13 protein-coding genes are annotated in these 13,709 nt (G+C 65.5%); 6 read left to right on the top strand and 7 right to left on the bottom strand.

Going from position 1 to position 13,709, the window contains the following annotated elements:
- Nucleotides 1-119 precede the first annotated feature (119 nt).
- The 4 genes from GM656_RS01780 (at nt 120) to GM656_RS01765 (ending at nt 3,820) form a co-directional block, all read left to right on the top strand.
- A complete protein-coding gene (locus GM656_RS01780; protein ID WP_162411935.1) occupies nt 120-989 on the top strand; it encodes an SDR family oxidoreductase in 870 nt (289 codons plus the stop codon).
- A gap of 103 nt (nt 990-1,092) precedes the next feature.
- Nucleotides 1,093-3,114 carry an AMP-binding protein gene (locus GM656_RS01775; protein WP_162411934.1) on the top strand — a complete coding sequence of 674 codons (2,022 nt, stop codon included), beginning with the start codon at nt 1,093-1,095 and terminating at the stop codon, nt 3,112-3,114.
- A 125-nt stretch (nt 3,115-3,239) separates the two neighbouring features.
- Nucleotides 3,240-3,434, top strand: coding sequence for a DUF7557 family protein (locus GM656_RS01770; RefSeq protein WP_162411933.1), 195 nt, complete (start codon nt 3,240-3,242; stop codon nt 3,432-3,434).
- Nucleotides 3,434-3,820: a PIN domain-containing protein gene (locus GM656_RS01765; protein WP_162411932.1), complete on the top strand. Its 387-nt coding sequence runs from the start codon at nt 3,434-3,436 to the stop codon at nt 3,818-3,820. Before GM656_RS01770 ends, GM656_RS01765 begins: the two co-directional genes overlap by 1 nt.
- A gap of 133 nt (nt 3,821-3,953) precedes the next feature.
- On the opposite strand, the gene GM656_RS01760 is transcribed toward GM656_RS01765, so the two are convergent.
- The 4 genes from GM656_RS01760 to GM656_RS01745 form a co-directional block, all read right to left on the bottom strand.
- Nucleotides 3,954-5,144 carry an MFS transporter gene (locus tag GM656_RS01760; RefSeq protein WP_162411931.1) on the bottom strand — a complete coding sequence of 397 codons (1,191 nt, stop codon included), beginning with the start codon at nt 5,142-5,144 and terminating at the stop codon, nt 3,954-3,956.
- A gap of 793 nt (nt 5,145-5,937) precedes the next feature.
- A complete protein-coding gene (locus tag GM656_RS01755) occupies nt 5,938-6,915 on the bottom strand; it encodes a phosphoadenosine phosphosulfate reductase family protein (protein WP_162411930.1) in 978 nt (325 codons plus the stop codon).
- A gap of 98 nt (nt 6,916-7,013) precedes the next feature.
- The gene (locus tag GM656_RS01750) at nt 7,014-7,667 is read right to left on the bottom strand and encodes a potassium channel family protein (protein WP_162411929.1); all 654 of its coding nucleotides are present in this window, start codon (nt 7,665-7,667) and stop codon (nt 7,014-7,016) included.
- A gap of 2 nt (nt 7,668-7,669) precedes the next feature.
- Entirely contained in the window at nt 7,670-9,124 is a 1,455-nt protein-coding gene (locus GM656_RS01745) for an APC family permease (protein ID WP_162411928.1), read from the bottom strand.
- A 205-nt stretch (nt 9,125-9,329) separates the two neighbouring features.
- Here GM656_RS01745 and GM656_RS01740 point away from each other — a divergent pair, with 205 nt between their 5' ends.
- Nucleotides 9,330-9,968, top strand: coding sequence for a stage II sporulation protein M (locus tag GM656_RS01740; RefSeq protein ID WP_162411927.1), 639 nt, complete (start codon nt 9,330-9,332; stop codon nt 9,966-9,968).
- Between the two features lie 15 nt (nt 9,969-9,983).
- Here GM656_RS01740 and GM656_RS01735 read toward each other — a convergent pair whose 3' ends face one another.
- The 3 genes from GM656_RS01735 to GM656_RS01725 form a co-directional block, all read right to left on the bottom strand.
- Entirely contained in the window at nt 9,984-10,811 is an 828-nt protein-coding gene (locus GM656_RS01735; RefSeq protein WP_162411926.1) for a DUF502 domain-containing protein, read from the bottom strand.
- A 148-nt stretch (nt 10,812-10,959) separates the two neighbouring features.
- Nucleotides 10,960-11,562 carry a DUF7110 family protein gene (locus GM656_RS01730; RefSeq protein WP_162411925.1) on the bottom strand — a complete coding sequence of 201 codons (603 nt, stop codon included), beginning with the start codon at nt 11,560-11,562 and terminating at the stop codon, nt 10,960-10,962.
- A gap of 203 nt (nt 11,563-11,765) precedes the next feature.
- Nucleotides 11,766-12,098 carry a 2Fe-2S iron-sulfur cluster-binding protein gene (locus GM656_RS01725; protein ID WP_162411924.1) on the bottom strand — a complete coding sequence of 111 codons (333 nt, stop codon included), beginning with the start codon at nt 12,096-12,098 and terminating at the stop codon, nt 11,766-11,768.
- A 102-nt stretch (nt 12,099-12,200) separates the two neighbouring features.
- Here GM656_RS01725 and GM656_RS01720 point away from each other — a divergent pair, with 102 nt between their 5' ends.
- Nucleotides 12,201-13,610 (top strand): geranylgeranyl reductase family protein, encoded by a 1,410-nt coding sequence (locus GM656_RS01720; protein WP_162411923.1) that lies wholly within the window; start codon nt 12,201-12,203, stop codon nt 13,608-13,610.
- Nucleotides 13,611-13,709: the final 99 nt, after the last annotated feature.

The following is a 13,709-nucleotide window of genomic DNA, read 5'->3' as shown; positions in this document are numbered from 1 at the left end:
GTCGCGAACCCGGCGTTGCTACTCGACCGGGCGGTGCGCACGGAGGCCGGCCAAGGCGGGGGCTTGGTATACATGTCAACCCGACGCTATTCGGGTGTGTACGCACAACGTGGTACCGAATGGCATCCAGTAACTCCCACGAACGGCTCGAAGTGCCGCCCGTCGACGAGGAGTCGATCCTGTTCGTCGAGGACGACCACTACGCGACCGAGACCGTCTGCCTCGTGACCGGTGGCGCGTCGGGCATCGGTCGGGCGACGGCGCTCGCGATGGCGGCAAACGGGGCCACGGCCGTCGCGACGGACATCGACGAAGACGGACTGGCCGAAGTCGCGGACCGCGCGGCCGACCTCGGTCTCGACGGCGCGGTCGAGACGGTGACGGGCGACCTCGCGAGCGACGCGGACCTCGACGACGTCGTCGAGGTCGCCGCCTCCCACGGCACGGTCCGCTATCTCGCGAACGTCGCCGGTCTCCAGCACATCGACGCCATCGAGGACTTCCCGATGGAGAAATACGACCAGATGCACGACGTGATGCTCCGCGCCCCGCTCGCCCTCTCGAAGCGGGTCATCCCGCATATCCGCGGGACGGACGACGGCGTCGGCGCGATCGGCAACATGGCGTCGGTCCACGGCCACTACGTCACCTCCGACAAGGTCGCATATAACGTCTCGAAATTCGGCCTGCGCGGCCTGACGCAGTCCATCGCCGCCGAGGGTGGGGACGGCCTCCGGTCGTTCTCGATCAGCACCGGCTACGTCAAGACGCCACTCGTCGTCGACCAGATTCCGGACACCGCCGACCAGCGCGGCATCAGCGTCGACGAGGTCATCGACGACGTGATGCTCGGCCAGTCCCGCGTCAAGGAGATGATGGACCCGATCGACGTGGCGAACCTCTTCGTCCTCGGGTTCTCCCGACACGCCCGTCACCTCAACGGCGGCGACCTCCTGTTCGACGGCGGAATGACAAAGACCTACGCGTGAGAAGAACACACATGGACAACGCTGACAGACGCGGCCGGCCAGTCGCGACCGCTCTGCGGAGATGCGGCGATAGGTGCCCACGAATCCACGCGGAGGGGCGGCCATGAGCGACCACGAGTACGCGGACACCGTCGTCCACGAACCGTCCCGGGAGTTCGTCGAGTCCACGAACGTCTGGGCGTTCATGCAGGACTACGACATCGACGACTACGAGGAACTGATCGAACGGACGACGACGGACGTGCCGGGCGAACCGGCCTCCGGCGTCGAGTGGTTCTGGGACCTGCTGCCGGAGTACCTCGGCGTCGAGTTCTTCGAGGAGTACGACCGCGTTCGAGATGACAGCCGGGGCCCGCAGTTCACCGACTGGTACCCCGGCGGGACGATCAACGCCGCGCACAACGTCCTCGACCGCCACGCGCGCCGCGACAGCGGGACCCGGAACGCGGTCGCGCTCATCTGGGAGGGCGAGCCCGGCGACGTGCGCCAGATCACGTATCACGACCTCGACCGGCAGGCCAGTCGGGTGGCGAACTACCTGGAGTCGGTCGGCGTCGACACCGGCGACACCGTCGGCCTCTACATGCCGATGGTCCCCGAGGTGGCGTCGATACTGTACGGCTGTCTCAAGGTCGGCGCGATCGCGGTCCCCATCTTCTCCGGGTTCGGCGTGGACGCGACGGCGACGCGCATCGCCGACGCCGAGTGCTCCGTGCTGTTCACGGGCGACGGCTTCTATCGGCGCGGGTCCGGCGTCCACCTCAAAGGCACCGCGGACGAGGCCATCGAGCAGGCCGGCGAGGAACTCGGCGAGGTCCCGGTCGAACACACCGTCGTCTACGACCGCCTCGGACTGGCTGACGACCCCGACGAGTCCATCCGCTGGACGCGCCGCGACGACTGGTGGGACGAGACCGTCGGCGAGGCCGACGACGAGTACGCCGCGAAGGAACTCCCCAGCGACCAGGAGTCGATGCTGCTGTACTCGTCGGGGACGACGGGGAAACCGAAAGGCATCGTCCACACGCACGCCGGGTCGCTGCTGCAGGCGGCGAAGGAGATCCACTTCGGCTTCGATCACAAGCCCGGCGACCGCTTCTTCTGGGTGAGCGACATCGGCTGGATGATGGGCCCGTGGACCCTGCTCGGGAACCACGCCTTCGGCGGCACGGTGTTCATGTACGAGGGCGCGCCGGACCACCCCGACCCGGACCGCTTCTGGTCGATGATCGACCGTCACGACATCACGACGTTCGGCGTCTCACCGACCGCGATTCGGGCGCTGCGCAAGAAGGGAGACGAGTGGCTCGACGGCCACGACCTCTCCAGTCTCCGCCTGCTCGGATCGACCGGCGAGCCCTGGGATCCCGAGAGCTGGATGTGGTTCTACGAGCACGTCGGGGGCGGCGAGTGCCCGATCGTCAACATCTCCGGCGGGACCGAGATCATGGGTTGCTTTCTCATGCCGATGCCCATCCAGTCGCTCAAGCCCTGCACGCTCGGCGGGCCCGGCCTCGGGATGGCCGTGGACATCGTCGACGCCGAGGGGAACTCCGTCGCCGACGCCCGCGAGCGGGGCTACCTCGTCGCGCGGGACTCCTGCCCGTCGATGACGAAGTCGCTGTGGAGCGGCGACGAGCGCTATCTGGCGGAGTACTGGTCGACGTGGGACGACGTGTGGGACCACGGCGACTGGGCCCAGAAGGACGCTGACGGCCTGTGGTTCCTCCACGGGCGGGCCGACGACGTGCTCAACGTCGCCGGGCGGAAGGTCGGTCCCGCGGAAGTCGAAGGAGCGGCGATGGAACACGCCGCAGTCAATCAGGCCGCAGCCGTCGGCGCGCCGGACGACACCACCGGGACCGCCGTCGTCCTCTACGTCGTGCTCGAACCCGACTACGACCCTTCGGACGACCTCCGGGAGTCCATCCGCGCGGCCGTCGGCGAGGAACTGGGCAAGCCGTTCCGGCCCCGAGAGGTGCTGTTCGTCGACGAGTTCCCCAAGACCCAGTCCGGGAAGATCATCCGCCGAGCCATCGAGGCGGTCTACCGGGACGAGGACCTCGGCGACATGTCCAGCATCGAGAACCCCGATGCCCTGGAGACCGTCCGCGAGGCCCGGTAATCTGACGGCCTGCTGTAGCCGTCTCTCAGTCGTTGTGAATACGATGCTTCTCTTCACGGAGCTCTACCGGCTATTTGACAGTACAGGGCAAACACTCATAACCGAGAAATTCACTAGAAATTCATATGAGCCGTACGTCCATTCCAATAGACACCGACACGAAAAACAGACTCGACGAGGCGAAACGAGAAGACGAGACGTGGGATGAATTTCTGCTCCGAATCGTTGCAGCGACCGGAGACGGGATGTCTCCAGGGACACTGTCTGATGAAGAAGCTGAGGAAGCACTGGAAATCGTACGAGAAGGTCGCGAGCGGTAATGTTTCTCGACACCTCCGCGATTATCGCCTACCAACAAGGAGATGAGCGCGCTGTCGAGTATATCGATGATGGCCGCCCGTGGTACACGTCCACGATCTGCGCCTTCGAGTATATCAACGGGCGGCTTGGAAGCGGCGAAACTGACGTGCTGGCCGTCAGACAAGAATTTTCGGATGTGCAGACACTTGATCTGAACGAACCCATTGCGGTCGAGGCCGCACGCCTCCAAGACGAAATAATGACCGATGGGGGGCGACTGGCAACTGCTGATATGCTTATTGCGGCCACAGCCCGCTCAACGGGAGACGAACTTGTCGTCGCAGATAGCGACTTCGAGACTGAGATTCTTCAGACTGTGATGGAGGTCACGAACCTCCGCAAATGAACAATGGCAGACGAACCGAGCAGCTATTTCAGCCACCCAAGAGAATAACGAACCGGCGTTCGCGACAATTGATATTTCGACGACCGTCTCGACTGCAGGCGGCTGGTGCGATGCTGACGGACAGCAGTCCGTATCAGCCCTCGACTGGCTCCTCGGCCGGCGCGTCGAGGCCGAGCAGGCGCGGGAGGGCGAGGACGGCGATAGCCACTTCGGTCCCTCCGGCGACGAGGAACGCGGGGAGGTAGCCGAACGCGCCCGCGACGCCGCCGCCGACGAGGATGCCGGCGAGGAAGCCGACGCTCCCGAAGACGTTGAATCCCGCCATCGCCGTGCCGCGCTCGGTCGACGCCGCGAGGTCGGAGACGAGCGCCATCGTCGCCGGGGCCATCAGCGCGCCGATGACCCCGGTCGCGACCATGCCCGCGCCGGCCGTGGTCACCGTGGGGGCCAGTCCGACGGCGATGACGACGAGGCCGTACAGCAGCGACCCGACGACGATGGGGACCGTCCGACCGATTCGGTCCGAGAGCGTCCCGAAGGGGTACTGCAGGAGGGCGAAGGGCGCGAAGAAGAGCGACAGCATGACGCCCGTCTCGCCCGGTCCGAGACCGAACGTCTCGCGGAAGTACAGCGTTCCGACGAGCGCGAAGAAGCCGGCGGTCATCCGGTCGACGAACCCGAAGGCGTAGGGGATCGACAGCGTCGGCGTCCGTCTGAGGCCGGTGAGCGCGGCCGCGAGCGTCCGCCCGTCGCCGTCGGGGGCGCGGTCCTCGACGACCAGGGCGAGGCCGGCCACCGCGAGCAGGAGGGCGCTCGCCGCATACAGCGGTAGTGGCGTCGCGACCTCGTACAACTGCCCGCCGAGGGGCGCGCCCAGGGCCGTCCCCGAGCCGATGGCGATGCCCGCCGCGCCCATGTTCTTGCCGTGGCCGCCGCCGAGGTCCATCAGCATCGTCATCGAGAGCGAGAACGCCGCGATGGTGGCCGCGCCCTGGAGCGTTCGGACGGAGAGCACCAGGAGAAACGGCGTCTGGATATCCCCGGCAAACCATCCGAGGACTGCGTAGAGAACCGCACCGGCGGCCGCGCCGCCGGCGATGAACGGCGTCCGCCGCCCGCTCACGTCGCTGAGTGCGCCCCAGACGCCGGCGAAGACGACGAACGCCCCGAACTCTGTGGCGAGGAACCACATGCTCGCGTTCAGGTCGGACGACGCCCCCAGCGCCCCCACGAGGCGGTCGACGCCGGGGTAGAGGAGGACCTGCGCGAGCAGGACGGCGAAGACGACGCCAGCGAGCAGCCCCCGGTCTCGGCTGTCCGACATGGGCGACCCTACGGCGAGACGGAGAAAATAGGTGGCGAAGCCGGACGGACGGGAGCGGAACGGCTCGCCGGCTGCGGGGGGTCCGCGTGCACGGAATCGCGGTTCGGGACAGGCTACGTGGTCGCCGGAGCGCGTTCACCGCGGTGGCGCCGAGCCACTGCGGCAGAGCGACGGAACGGCAAGCGCCACGGGTCGCCGGGACAGAGCGACCCTACGGCTCACGCCGGCGCGCTCACTCGGCGCTGTGGGGCGGGACGAAGCCGCAGTTCGAACAGCCGTTGTGCTTCGTCGTTACGTAGCTCAGTTCTTCGCCGCACTTCGGACACTTGTACTGGGTCGCGTTCATCATCAGCCGGTACAATTCGACAATACCTAAATGTTTATACGACAATTGTCTATGTGTGAATATTCGGGGTGTAGCGGGCTCTTAGGTCCAATATCGGCGAATGAGAGTATGAAATCAAGGCGCTGCCTCCCCACCCAGACCGAGTCGAATTTGCGGGAGACAGTCGGCTTCGACCGGTAGCGTGAGTGTCACACTCATCCGAGTCACACCGGTGATCTCGGACGTGTTCGGTGGAAAGACAGAGTGACGGGCGGACTCGCGAAAAGATGGCTCCCTCGAAGGAATTGAACGAACGCCGAATTCGCCCCATCGACTCGTGTCGAACTAATAATACATTATTTTATGTTACAAATACTGCGACCGGAGCCCGCTCTCGTCAGCGGTTCTCTGGGAGGCCTCTCGGCCGGCACGTCGAAAAAAAAAAGGACTGCAGTCAGTCGGCCGAGCTTACATGTAGCCGAGGTCGCGCAGGCGCTCCATCAGGTCCTCTTTGTCCTGGGCGCGGCCGGCGCGCTCGGTCGTGTTCTCCATGTCCTGTAGCCAGGCGGGCTCCTCGGCGGACTTGTCGGTGCTGACCTCGCTGCCGAGCGAGCGGAACCCGGCGAAGTACTTCGGCGAGACCGGCACGTCCTCCTTCTCGATGCCCTCGGGGAGGTCGTCCTGGCCCTGCGGGACGTAGCCCTCTTCGGGATAGCCCTCGACGGTATCCGGGACGACGAAGTTCCAGAAGGCCTCCCACACGTCGGCCTCGGCGAACTGGAGGATCGTCTGGACGCGGTCGTGGGGCGGGTAGATGTCGGGGTCGTGACGCGGCGAGAAGAACGTCTCGTCGGCGCGGGACTCCTGTTCGTCCCAGCGGATACCCGAGATGATCCCGTCGACGTCGTACTCCTCGATGGCGTCGTTGAGCGCCACCGTCTTCAGCAGGTGGTTCCCGACGTAGGTGTCCAGCAGGAACGGGAACGTGTCCTCCTCGTACTCGAGGATGTTGCGGACGTGGTGCTGGTTGTGTTCCGAGAGTTCGCTGATGGGGATGTCGTCGCCCGGCTCGAGGCCGTTCTCGTCGACGTACTCGCCCACGTCCTCGTTGCGCGCCCAGATCACGTCGAGGTCCCACTCGTCGGCCCAGTGCTCGACGAAGTCGATGAGCTCGTCGAAGTGCTGGTAGTGGTCGATGAAGACGACCGGGGGGACCTCGAGGTCGAAGCGGTCCGCGACCTCCTTGACGAAGTACAGCGTCAGCGTCGAGTCTTTCCCGCCGGTCCACATGACCACGGGGTTCTCGTACTCTTCGAGGCCGGTCTTCGTGACCTCGATCGCCTTCTCGATCTTGTGGTTGATCGTGGGATACTCGGCGGGCTCTTCGCCCTCGCCGTCGGTGTAATCGACGTCCAGATAGTCCGGGAACTCGGCTGATTCGGACATAGTGTAATGAGATATAATTACGACCACTAAGTATTTTTTGGATATTCGACAGGTGTGTGAGCGGCTGTCAAATTCTCGGCGCTGACGGGAGCCGCCGCTCAGCCCCGCAACAGGTTCAGCACCTCGTCGACCACGTCCGGCTCGACGGCGACGATGTAGCGTTTCCCGGCCTCTAGCGTGGTCTCCGGGCGCGCGATGCGGTCGCCGTCCTCGCCGGAGATGACCAACGTGCCCGCGGGGAATCGCACGTCCGCGAGCTGTTTGCCGGCGGCGGGCGCGCCCTCTTCGACGAGGATGTCCATGATGTCGAGCGTGCTGGTCACGTCTGCGAGCGTCTGCACGTCGCTGCCGACGATCTCGTTCGCCGCCTGCCGCGCGCCGGCCCGTTCGGGGTAGAGGACGGCGTCGACGAACCGCGCGTAGCTCTCCGCCGACGCCCTGTCGATTCTGGCCACCGTCCGAATGCCCGGTGCCAGTTCCTTCGCGGCCATGCAAATGGCGAGATTCAGCCCTGTATCACCGGTGAGCGCGGCGATCACGTCCGCGCTCTCGATGCTCGCCTGTTCGAGGATGTTCGGGTCCGTCGCGTCGCCGGTAATGACCGTCGCCATCCACTTCTCGGCGATGGCGTCGACCGCGTCCTCGTCCCGTTCGATGATCGTCACGTCGTTGCCCCGGTCGACGAGCAGTTCGGCCGTCTGGGAGCCGACGCGCCCGCCGCCCGCGATGACTATGTCGAGTTTCTGTGTCATTGTCAGTCGTCCTCGGTAAGCAGCTCCGCACTGTCGCTCGGTTCCCTCTCGGTACCCGGTTCCGATCGAACGGCCGCCAGCCCGTAGTACGCGATCACGCCGAGGGCGATCCAGCCGCCGCTGAGCACCAGTGCGACCGGATCGGTTCGGACCAGATAGCCCACCAGCACGACGGTCAGGACGAGATTCAGCAGGATCCCGAGCAGCGGCGGAATCGGGTAGTACGGGAGTTCGTAGGGTCGGTTCATGTCCGGTCGCTCCCGACGGAGTTTGATCACGGCCCCGTTGACGACGACGAAGGAGAGCAGGAAGAACAGGCTCGACATGTTGCCGGCACTCTTCGTCGGCAGGACCACCGACCCGAGCATCACTACGGCGCTCGCGACGATGGCGGCGAACGGCGTCCCGAAGCGGTGGTGGAGTTGGCCGAACGACGGGAGCAACTGTCCCTCGCGCCCCATCGAGAACGCGACGCGCGAGGAGGCGATGACCACGGCGTTCAGCGCCGTCAGGGTCGAGAACACGGCCCCGAAGACGATGACCGCGCCGCCGTTCTTGATGACCGGCAGCCCCGTCGGCATGAACGTTGTGGCTGCGCGTGCGATGCCGGCCTCGCCCGCCTCGGCCAACCCCTGGGCCCCGAGGGTGCCGATGGCGACCGTGACGACCGCCACGTAAACGAGCACGGTCGCCCCGAGACTGACGAAGATGGCCTTCGGGATGTTCTCGCGCGGGTTCTTCACCTCCTCCGTGACCGTCGTGATGAGGTCGTACCCCTCGAAGGCGATGAACGTCAGCCCCATCGCGGGCAGTATCGCGAACGCGCCCGATTCCTCGGGGAACAGGGGCTGGAACTCGGCGGTGGAGAACATCGGCGACACCGCGCCGAAGGCGACGAACACCAGGAGTATCGTGACCTTCGTCGCCGTGAAGATCGTCTCGATGCTCCCGCTCGCGGCCGTCGAGACGGCGTTGACGGCGACGAACAGCGCGACGGCGACGAACGCGAGCGCCAGTCCCGCCGGGACGGCGGCGTCGACGGCCGGGAGCGCGAGCGCGCCGACCTGATCCGGCGGCGCGACGACCCCGTAGACGTGGAGCAACTCGAGGAAGTTCGGCGCGAACCCCAGCGCGTACAGCGCGCCGGCGATCATGTACGCGAACCAGAGCATCCAGCCCATCAGGAACGACTGGAAGTCGTCGAACACCTCGCGGACGAACGCGTACCCGCCGCCGCTCTTGGGAATCGCGCTCGCCAGTTCGGCGTACGAGAGGCCGGTGAAGGCGGTGACGACGCCGTTGAGGACGAACACGAGGAGCGCGGCGGGGCCGGCGATCTCCGCCGCCAGCCCCGTCAGGACGAAGATCCCGGCTCCGATCATCGCGCCCATCCCGATCATCGTCGCGTCGAGGAGACCGAGTTCGGCCTGTGGCGACCGCTCGTCGTGGCTACTCATCCGTCGATTTCTCCCGGATTCGGACGCTTCCTGCCGGTCGATAGCTCCACCGATCGACGCCCATACCGGCGGCACACGCGCGGCGTAAATTTAGCTACTGGTGACTGTCGTCACTCGCCGGGAGTGAGCGCCACCACTTTTCACCGGCGGACCCCTGTCTACAGAGCCATCGACGCTTTTTGTCGTCGCCCGCCAAGTGGCGTACATGGTCCCTCGCCCGCCCCCGGCGGCACGCCTCTACCGCCGCTGGATCGCTCGGTACGTCCCCGTCGCGGCGCTGCTCCTGCTCGCGAGCGGGCTGGTCGGCTTCGCGCTCGGGAGCCAGGTCCCGTCGTCGTGGTTGCAAGCCCCTGGAACTGCCGGACAGAGCCCGTTCACGCCGGTCGAGCTCACCACCGTCTCGCTCGCCGTCCACAACCTCGGCGCCTTGTTCGTCATGTTCCTCGGGGCCGTCTCGCTCGGGGCCGCGACCGTGCTGTCGCTGGTCCTGAACGGCTTCGTCATCGGCGCGATCGTCGCCATCGCGCTCAAGCAGGTCTCCCCGGTCGTCGTCGCGGCGCTCATCGTTCCTCACGGCCTCGTCGAGATTCCGGCGCTGCTCGTCGTCGCCGCCGTCGGCCTCCGTTTCGGCTGGCTGTCGATCCAGTACCTCCGCGGGCGCACGGACGCCCTCCTCACGACCCGGGACCTCCGCGAAGCCGGTTGGCTCCTCACGCTCGCAGTGGCCCTCATCGTCGTCGCCGCGTTCATTGAGGCGAACCTGACGCTCGAAATCGCCGACCGGTTCACCGACGCCGATCTCTCGGGTATCGCCGCGAACGGCGCGGTCGTCTCGCCCGCGTAGCGACCGCTCTCTCGATCAGTTCTTGGTGCCGTCCCCGTCGGCGGACGACATCGGACCGACGTTCGGCACGCCCTGAATGTCGGTCAGCGACAGGGTATTGGGATCGTTCATGCCGTCTCCGGAGGCGACGCCGCTGGTCAGGATGCTTCGGACGGCCTCCTCGACGGTCATGTCGACGTCGTGGAGGTTCGATTCGGGGATGTAGGTGAGGAAGCCGCCGGTGACCGGGTTCGGCGCGAGCGGGAGGAACATGGCGACCATGTCGTCGTGATCGACGCCCGCTTCGACCGTCTGAAGCGATCTGTTGGTCTGAAAGCCCAGGACGTACACGTCGTCGCCGAAACACTCGACCAGTTTCACGTCCTGGAAATTCTCGTCACCGCCGTTGCCGACCATCACGTCGCTCATCCGACGGAAGCTCTGGTAGACCGTCCCCACGGCCGGGATTCGGGCGATAACGAAGTCGAAGAGATCGACGAGCAACTCGCCGTATCGGTGGCTCCCGACGCTCCCGACGATCAGGACGACAGACAGCAACACCAGGACGGCGATGAGTTCGGTGAGGAAATCGACGATGTGCGAGTACACGCCGAGGTCGATCAGCAGTCCGACCAGGTAGACGCTCTCGACGGCCTCGATGACGCCCAGCCAGCGCAACACCTGGATCACCGGGACCAGCGCCTCGACCACGAAATCCAGGACCACGGAGAGGACGTAGATCGTGACCACGACGGGCACGGTGATCGCGACGCCGGTGAGTATCGTCTCGCGGACGTGAGCGTACACCCGATTGTCTTCGCCGGCTGGTACCGTCGCCTCCGTGGATCCCTCGTCACCAGTCATAGCAGTAGGTTCTGCGACCGTCCGTTCACCGGTGACACGTATTAGTAACCTGCCTGCAATCGCCAGTTAGGGCCCTGATAAGCGAAGGGGGAACCACAGCCACGGCTCACAGTGTGCGGACGGCAGGGAGAACCGATCGCGGACGGAGTTACGAGATGAACTCGTTGTCGCGCCAGTTGACGCCCTCTTCGTCTTCGCTCTCGCGCGGTTCCTCGGCGACGTTGATGGCGGCGGGCCGCTCTTCGCCGTCGACGATGCGGACGGCCTCAAGCTCTTCGTCGACTGCGGCGATCGCCGTCAGTGTGCCCTTCTCCGCCACCTTGGCGACCTCACAGAGAACCTCGAACATCGCGTACTGGAGCGCGGTGTTCTGGAGGACCGTCTCGCGGTCGCCCTTGAAACAGGCGTACTCGACGAGTTCGGACTCGATCTCCTCTTCTTCCTCTTCGAGCGCACCCCACTGCGGCCCACCGCCGGTACTTCCGGTACTCGCCGCGCCCGGCGGCCCCATCTCGTCCGGATCTTCCTCGTAGACCCGGTTCTCCGTGACGCTGGCTTTCAACTGCGCCGTCGGCGTGTACTTGCTCATCGAGTCGTCTTTCGCGACGGCGCTGACGATGAGCGTGTTGTTTCGGCGCGTGATGTCGATGTCAGCGATCTCGGGTGGTAGATCGGGATCTTCGAAGAAATCGTAGGCGTCTTCCAGTGGCAGTTCGAGTGTCGAATGAAGTCTGTATACGCGGCTGGTCATGGTTGGGGGAAGCGTGTATCAGTCGTCGAAGGCCGTCCGCTGACGCTGTAGTCGTTTCCCTATAGGAGCCACTTGCTTATATGATCTGTCCTTCACTCGCGACAACGACCTGACCCTTTGAGCGCGATTCTGCGGGCGATTATCGGCTGATTACACGCTCACTAACACCTCATACGCCGTCACAGGATCGAAGTAGGAGCGGATTAATCGTCGGCGGCGGCCGGATCGCCGTCCTCGACCGCGAGTTCGCTTTCGATGCTCGGGGGGTACTTCCCGCGATCGAGCTCCAGGTCCGACTGCGGACGCGCCATGCACGTCAGCGCGTAGTTCTCTCGCTCGGTGTCGGTGAGTCCGCGTGCGGCCGGTTGCGTGACCGTGCCGTCGACGATCTCCGCCGAGCAGGCGAGACACATCCCGACGCGACAGGAGTACTCCTGGGCGATGCCCTCCTCGATGCAGCGCGAGAGGATCGTCTCCTTGTCCGAGACCGTGATCTCCTCGCCGGTCCCGACGAACGTCACCGTGTACTCGGTCATGCCCCGCTGTTTGACACCCCCCGGCAAAACTCTTACCACCGCCGTCCAGCGGTCAGACGGCCAGTCGGAATAATTTTCTCTCTCCGGCATGGACCAGAGTGCATGACCACGAACACGGGCGACAGCGCCACCGGCGGCCCGCGGACCGTTGCCGCGGACATCGTCGTCGTCGGGGCCGGAACGTCCGGCTGTTACGCCGCCGCGACGGTCGCGGAGGCGGGCTACGACGTCGTCGTCGTCGAACGCAAGGACGAGACGGAGGCCGGCCACATCGCCTGCGGGGACGCGCTGAAGGGGGCCAGTGACTTCCCCGAGGCGATCCCGAAGTCCCAGCTCGAACCGGCCTTTACCAACACCGGCGTGGACCACGGACGCTTCGAGATTCCACAGGAGGACACCGTTCTCGAAATCCCGGTCCCGGGCGAACTCGCCGTCATCGACCGCTGGGAGTACGGTCGCCGTCTCATCGAGGGCGCGGGCGACAGCGGGGCGACGTTCCACTACGACACCGTCGTTCAGGACGTGACGCAGGAAGAGGACGGGCGCGTCACCGGCGTGAAGGCGATGCGGAAGGGCGACCCGGTCACCTACGAGGCGGACATCGTCATCGACGGCGCGGGCGCGCTGTCGATCCTCCAGGACAAGACCGACCTGGAAGACGCCACCTTCGACACCAACGTCCAGTACTCGCAGTTCTGCTCGGCGTACCGGGAGATCATCGAGGTCGACGAGCCTGTCGAGTGGGACGACGCGCTCGTGTTCAAGCCGACCGAGCGGTCCGCGGGCTACCTCTGGTACTTCCCGCGCACGGACACGGAGATCAACGCCGGACTGGGCTTCCAGATGAACGAGGAACCGATGGAACTGGTCGACGACCTCAAGCGCGATCTGGAGGGTCGCCGCGAGTTCGAGGGCGCGACGGTCAAAGACAAGCTCGGCGCGGCGCTGCCGACGCGTCGCCCCTACGACTCCGCGGTCGCGCCCGGATTCATGGCGGTCGGCGACGCGGCCGGTCACGTCAATCCGACCACGGGCGGCGGCATCGCCGGCGCGGCCTACGCCGGCAAGTACGCGGCCGAGCAAGCCATCGAAGCCATTGAGTCCGGTCGGACGGACGACGAGGCGGCGCTCTGGGAGTACAACGAGCGGGTGATGGACCACTTCGGCGCGCGCTACGCCGCCCTCGACGTGTACAACATCTTCACCACCGCCTACGACGTGGACGATCTGATGGCGTTGCTGGCGTCGCTTCCCGGGGAGAAACTCGCCGAAGCGCTGTACGGCGGTTCGACCAGCGTCGGCCTCGGCCTGAAGATCAAGACCGCGATCAAGAGCCTCGGTCACTGGGGAACGATCTACGATCTCTATCAGACGAAGTCCCTCGCCGACCGTCTGCTCGCACACTACGAGGACTACCCGGACGACCCGAGCGGATTCGAAGCCTGGCGACGCGAGCGCAACGACATCATGGACGACATCTACGAACTCACCGGCGCGGACCCGAAGTACTGACCGCCGCTCTCGGCGCGAACAGGCTATTTTCCGTCGCCGCTGACTGTAGCCCCAGGTCACCAGTCTGGTACGTATCGGAACCCAATGAACAGACGTGTA

This window comes from Haloarcula salina, from assembly GCF_010119195.1.
Lineage (GTDB): Archaea > Halobacteriota > Halobacteria > Halobacteriales > Haloarculaceae > Haloarcula > Haloarcula salina.
The sequence above is the reverse complement of the archived record's forward strand: the minus strand, read 5'-3'. Positions and strand labels throughout refer to the sequence as shown.

What these genes read in the sequence shown, in the direction of transcription:
- GM656_RS01765 (WP_162411932.1), top strand. Translation starts at nt 3,434, where the DNA reads ATGTTTCTCGACACCTCCGCGATTATCGCCTACCAACAAGGAGATGAG.
- GM656_RS01720 (WP_162411923.1), top strand. Translation starts at nt 12,201, where the DNA reads ATGACCACGAACACGGGCGACAGCGCCACCGGCGGCCCGCGGACCGTT.
- GM656_RS01760 (WP_162411931.1), bottom strand. Translation starts at nt 5,144, where the DNA reads ATGTCGGACAGCCGAGACCGGGGGCTGCTCGCTGGCGTCGTCTTCGCC.
- GM656_RS01750 (WP_162411929.1), bottom strand. Translation starts at nt 7,667, where the DNA reads ATGACACAGAAACTCGACATAGTCATCGCGGGCGGCGGGCGCGTCGGC.
- GM656_RS01775 (WP_162411934.1), top strand. Translation starts at nt 1,093, where the DNA reads ATGAGCGACCACGAGTACGCGGACACCGTCGTCCACGAACCGTCCCGG.
- GM656_RS01725 (WP_162411924.1), bottom strand. Translation starts at nt 12,098, where the DNA reads ATGACCGAGTACACGGTGACGTTCGTCGGGACCGGCGAGGAGATCACG.
- GM656_RS01780 (WP_162411935.1), top strand. Translation starts at nt 120, where the DNA reads ATGGCATCCAGTAACTCCCACGAACGGCTCGAAGTGCCGCCCGTCGAC.
- GM656_RS01745 (WP_162411928.1), bottom strand. Translation starts at nt 9,124, where the DNA reads ATGAGTAGCCACGACGAGCGGTCGCCACAGGCCGAACTCGGTCTCCTC.
- GM656_RS01740 (WP_162411927.1), top strand. Translation starts at nt 9,330, where the DNA reads ATGGTCCCTCGCCCGCCCCCGGCGGCACGCCTCTACCGCCGCTGGATC.
- GM656_RS01735 (WP_162411926.1), bottom strand. Translation starts at nt 10,811, where the DNA reads ATGACTGGTGACGAGGGATCCACGGAGGCGACGGTACCAGCCGGCGAA.
- GM656_RS01730 (WP_162411925.1), bottom strand. Translation starts at nt 11,562, where the DNA reads ATGACCAGCCGCGTATACAGACTTCATTCGACACTCGAACTGCCACTG.
- GM656_RS01755 (WP_162411930.1), bottom strand. Translation starts at nt 6,915, where the DNA reads ATGTCCGAATCAGCCGAGTTCCCGGACTATCTGGACGTCGATTACACC.
- GM656_RS01770 (WP_162411933.1), top strand. Translation starts at nt 3,240, where the DNA reads ATGAGCCGTACGTCCATTCCAATAGACACCGACACGAAAAACAGACTC.